This is a genomic window from Streptomyces rectiviolaceus (genome assembly GCF_039533825.1).
Lineage (GTDB): Bacteria > Actinomycetota > Actinomycetes > Streptomycetales > Streptomycetaceae > Streptomyces > Streptomyces rectiviolaceus.
On record NZ_BAAAUG010000265.1, the window covers coordinates 1 to 5,066 of the forward strand.

Sequence of the window (5,066 nt, forward strand, 5' to 3'; positions counted from 1 at the left end):
CCGCTCCGCGGAAGCGGAGGCGTGGGGCTGCGCCCCACGCTCACCTGCCTTGCTGCGCAAGGCAGGTGACACTCCGTCCGCTGCGCTCCCGGAGTGCAGGCCCTCGCTGCGCTCCGGCCCAGTGAGTCCGCTTCGCTCCCCCACTCAACAGCCCTTCCGGCTTCGCCTCCAGGACCCGGGCCTAACGGCCCAGCAGCAAGGGGGTGGGGGTGATTCAGCCACCCAGCCGAGCCCATCAAGAGTAGACTGAGCAACCGCCAGGTGCCCTCCCTCGGGAGGGCACCGCCCAGAGTGCTTCATTTTGAAGCCAAAGATAGACTCTGGAATTACAGCCCCCCACCAATGTAATCCAAAATCTGCACTTCACTTTTCAGCGATCGCTGAATCTGCGCAGTGCTCAACCAACCTGCGCAGCGGCGGGTAGGCCGACGACCCTCGCAAGTCAGAACACCTAACGGCCCCTGGTACTGCGCAGATTTAGTGAGCAGACCCACCATTAGACCCGCTCACCGAAACTGCACAGCACCACGTCAGAACCGTGACGACTGTGCAGTTTCACCGCTCGCCGACAAGTGACAACTGTCGAGGATCAGTGAAGCTGCGCAGTCAGTCCCGCCAACTGCCCAGTCTGCTGAAGGCCCAGCGGAGCACTTCCTGGTCGGGGTAGTCGCGCCCCGTCCGTTCGAGTGCGGTCAGGGTGTGGGCGGTGAGGCGGGCCCAGTTCCGGAAGTTGCCGTGTGCTGCGTGGCGGTCAGCGAACGCGATGTTCGCGGGATCGGCCCTGGCCCAGACGGGGTGGTAGAGCGGGATGACCTGCTGAACTTCCTTCAGACTGAGCTTGGTGACGTGCTGCCAGATGAAGATGCGGGAGGAGAGCATCGGTTCCTTCCGCGCCGCCGGGCCAAGCTGACCGCCGACAAGCTCGCCGCGCTGGCCGACCTCGGACTGGAGTGGGCAGCATGAGCACCGAGCAGCACGACGCGGACGCGTACGGCCAGGAGCTGGCCCGCATCAGCCACCACCAAGGCGAGGCCACGGCGGCGAGGTTCACTGTCTTCCAGGCCCTGGCCGCCTTCGGGATCGCGGACGAGCAGGCGGACGACATCGTGTCGAAGCTGGAGGCCGGGGCGGTCGCCGGGGCGCATACCTGGATCTCCGAGAGCAGCGCCCCGCACGGGTCCGAGGGACATTTCGAGGACGGCTGGTTCGCTGGCGTCCGCGGCGTCGCCAGTTACCTGCTGCGCATCGCCGACACCACCGCGGCGGCGCAGCGCGGGCGCGCCGCCTCCCGTGCCCTGCTGCTCACCCACCTTCGGAAGCACGCCTCCCCCATCCCGGAGGAGGCTCTGGTGGAGGAACCGCCCCCGGCTGCAGCACTGGACGCGAAGGACGTCCTGGCGGCCGCGGAGCAGTTCCCGTGGGCCCTGGCCGCCTCGAGCGAGCGGCACTGGCCGGACGGTGCGTTCCTGGACGTCGCGCTGAGCACGGTGCGCACCGCGGAACGCGATGGGTACATCGAGCGCCTGGAGGCGTTCGTGGAACAGCACCGCGCCCGCCTGGAGGAGCTCCTGCGCGCGTACGGGCCGGTCAGTAGGCCCGCCTCGCACGGCCGGTACGCGCTGATCGGGCAGCCCGAGACCCTGGTCATCCTGGAGCGGATGGAGACCAACCCGTTCGGTCTGCGCGGCCAGTGGGAGAAGGAGCTGGAGGTCATCCTGCTGGACGACCTCGAGTTCGCGTGGGGGCCGCGCATCCGCCTCAGCCGGTGAGCAGACGGGAACGAGCAGCGGGGCCGGGCAGGGTGATCCTGTCCGGCCCCGCTGCTGTGTGGTCAGGCGAAGTCGAACGGGTCTTCCGCTGACCCGGGGAAGCGGCACCCTGGGATCATGGGCCGCGTCCCTGCCCGGCTACGTGGCGGCCGGGAGGGGTTCTGTGAGGCGGTCCAGCCGCGTGGAAAGGGCCTGTACGAGGCGGGCGCGGTTCTGGGCGCAGCGGGCGGTGCGTTCCAGTGGTGCGGACAGGCGTCCGTCGGCTTCGCGGAGGACGACTTCGGGGGGGGTGCCATTCTCAGGAAGCGCCACGGTGACGGCAGTTGACAAGTCCTCCTGGTAGCAGAGGCACTCCGAGAGAAGTCAACGGGAGGACCTCTTCTGCAGAACCCACACGTAGTGCCACTTGCCCGGGGCACCTTTGGCTCTGCCATCTGCGAATGCCTGGATGGTCGGCCAAAGGCCAGCCGCGCCAGCCGCGACCGTCGAGCCGACAGCAAGGGCGCCTTGGAGGGCATCGGGACGGACAGCAGCAAGGACGGCACTTGTCGTGCTCAGCACGGCACCGGAGCGTGTGAGGGCCTGGGACCGGGCGGCTCGGTTCATCTCCGCAGTGGCAGCTTCCATCTCGTCCCTGATGGACAGCGCGACTCGTTCCAGGGCCACCTGGGAGTCAACGGTTTCCAACGCGTCATCGAGTTCAAAGAGCCGCGAGCGGAGAAACGTGCGGAACTGTCTGTACGAGTCGAACTCATCGCTGGTGACTTGTGCGAAATCGCTGAGGCTGAGGCTGTCGATGAAAGGGAGATCGATTTCCAGGACCGGCCGCACCACCTTGCTGGCGAACGGTTTGTCCCGTGATAGGTCCACGGCACGGCCGTTCTCCACTAAGAAATCGATGGACCGGTCAATGACCGTCGGCGGTCCAGGATCCGTCCGTGATGCGTGCCCAGCATCCACGTCGCTTACCCCAGGCTCTCCTTCGGCGAAGACCGGCCCGTACCAGACCAGCCCTCTGCGCATCAACGGCTCGGCGTTCAGAAGCCACTGGCCCAACTCGGCGAGATTCTCCGTCACCATCCCGTAGCGCGTCGTAGCGTGGGCAGGAGCAGGCCGGAAATCGATGTCATGTGTGGATAGGGACCCCCCGTAAGCCTCAGTCACCTGGCCGAGTTCGTGAACCTCGCCGACACCATGGTCGGACAACAGCATCGTGCCGGTGACTAGGGCAACTCGCTTGGAGACGTGCGTGAAGCTTCCCAAAGCCGAGGACAGCCCAACATAGTAGGGGTCCGTTGAGGCGGCCTTCGCGTTCAAAAGAGGCTGATATCGAGGTCGGAGCGCGCGGCCGTACTCTAGAGCGACACGGGAGGAACACGCCCTGTCCGACTCCGTGAGAGAGTCGTAGAACTCGTTCATCTGCGATGCCAACCTCTGGTCCTGCCAGGCCCGTCGCCGCCCCTCCCACCATCTGCGCAAGAGCATCTACCTAGCTTGGTGGGCATCCCAGTACTCCGTCCAGCAAGGCGCAGGGTGGCTTTATTCACGGGTCGTGACAGCGGTTGTTCACGGGATTGGGAGGCGCCCCGATCGACGGTCGGGTGATGTTCACGAGTTTTGACAGCACTGCGGTTCTTGCTGGGGCAGCTTCGGGATGCTCCTGGCGAACGGGGCTGGGCAAGCCACACTCCGGGCGCCGGGTTTTCCCCAGTGCAGAGGGGGGCTGGCCCCACCATCGACCGGCCCGCTGGCCGGATGGTCCGGCGGGCATCGGACAACGAGGCTGAATGCATACGGTCCACCAAGCAAAAGGGAACCCTCTGTGTTCAGCTTCAAGCCGCTGCGTCGCTGTACCGCCCGCACCGCTGCCATCGGCGCTCTCGCCGCCGCGGCCTGCGTCACCGTTATGGCCGGCAGCGCCAGCGCCATCGTCAACGGGTCGGACTCCACCGAGAGCTACCCGTTCATGGCGACCATCCCGGAGTCGGCCCCGGAGCAGGGTCTGATCGACGGGAACTGCGGGGCGTCGCTGATCGATCGGCAGTGGGTGCTGACGGCGGCCCACTGCCTGAAGGTCGAGGGCATCAAGCTGGACGGCATCGTGCGGGTCGGCAGCGACCACCGCAAGTCCGGCGGCACCGTCCGGAAGATCGACCGGACCTTCGTCCACCCCGGCTACGTGAACGGCGACAACAAGGTCGCCAACAAGGACGACATCGCGCTGATACGCCTGGACCGCCCGGTCGCCCAGCAACCCATCAAGATTGCCAAGCAGGCAGGGAAGCCCGGCACGCCGACCCGGCTCCTGGGCTTCGGCACCACCGTCGACACCGAGTTCAAGTTCCCGGACCGGCTGCAGGAGCTGAACACCCGCAGGGGCGCCGAGTCCGAGTGCGCGCCCGGCTGGGCGGACCGGACCCGGCTGTGCACGATCACCACCGTGCCCAAGGCCATGGCCTGCTTCGGGGACTCCGGCGGACCGCAGGTCCAAAAGGGCCGGAACGGCCGCTGGGAGCTGATCGGCGTCACCTCCGGGCCCGGTGCCCCGAACGTGCCGTGCTCGCAGGGCCCCGGCCTCTACACCAGCGCGCCCGCCTACGCGGGCTGGATCAACAAGACCATGAAGACCAACAGCGCTCCGTCGACTGCGGCCAAGGACGCCAACTTCGCCGAGACCAACAGCGCTTCGTCGGCTGCGGCCAAGGACGCCAACCTCGCCGAGACCGGCACGAACGACAACACCGCGGTGATTGCCGGCGTGGCTGCCACGCTGATCACCGCCGGTGGCGGCACCGCCCTCGCCGTACGCCGCCGTAAGACCCGCCACGCCGCCTGAGCGCACCCGCCGCAACCCAGGACGGCGGCCCCCTCGCCAAGGGGCCGCCCTCCTTCGCCGCGTCCTGCACGCTCGCTCCCCCGAAGAGCAGAACCCAACCAGCCCTCAAGGCCAATAACCCGCCATCGGAAATGGCCACTCATCGCACCTTCGTCCAGATCGCGGGAATCCGGACTCGAGTGGCAGAGCCCCGTCACAGATGTCGATCGCTCCGTTCACCTGGACGACCCGGCACTGCCGTCATTTCTCGTGAACATCCACGAGTCGGCTGGTGGCCGACTGCTGCTGAAACTCATCGACAAACGCTGTCGCTGAAAGCGAACGAAGCCACGCAGGAGTAACCCCGGCATCCAACCCACCGATGCCGACGAACAGAGATCTCAAACAGTCACTGACCGTCTCTGGCCACTCCCGATCTAGGTCTCGACTGGAGCGTAGAGGCTCAGGCGTCGCAAGGAGGG

The 5,066-nt window shown here is 66.8% G+C and carries 4 protein-coding genes; 2 read left to right on the forward strand and 2 right to left on the reverse strand.

Annotated features, from left to right (window positions below):
• Positions 1–606: 606 nt before the first annotated feature.
• Positions 607–879 (reverse strand): hypothetical protein, encoded by a 273-nt coding sequence (locus tag ABD378_RS43650; RefSeq protein WP_344531032.1) that lies wholly within the window; start codon positions 877–879, stop codon positions 607–609.
• 80 nt (positions 880–959) lie between these two features.
• Here ABD378_RS43650 and ABD378_RS43655 point away from each other — a divergent pair, with 80 nt between their 5' ends.
• Positions 960–1,769: a hypothetical protein gene (locus ABD378_RS43655; RefSeq protein WP_344531034.1), complete on the forward strand. Its 810-nt coding sequence runs from the start codon at positions 960–962 to the stop codon at positions 1,767–1,769.
• A gap of 363 nt (positions 1,770–2,132) precedes the next feature.
• On the opposite strand, the gene ABD378_RS43665 is transcribed toward ABD378_RS43655, so the two are convergent.
• Positions 2,133–3,188, reverse strand: a complete 1,056-nt coding sequence (locus ABD378_RS43665; protein WP_344531036.1) for a hypothetical protein — start codon at positions 3,186–3,188, stop codon at positions 2,133–2,135.
• Positions 3,189–3,591: 403 nt separating this feature from the next.
• Between ABD378_RS43665 and ABD378_RS43670 the strand changes: the two genes are divergently transcribed.
• Positions 3,592–4,605: a trypsin-like serine protease gene (locus ABD378_RS43670; protein WP_344531039.1), complete on the forward strand. Its 1,014-nt coding sequence runs from the start codon at positions 3,592–3,594 to the stop codon at positions 4,603–4,605.
• Positions 4,606–5,066: the final 461 nt, after the last annotated feature.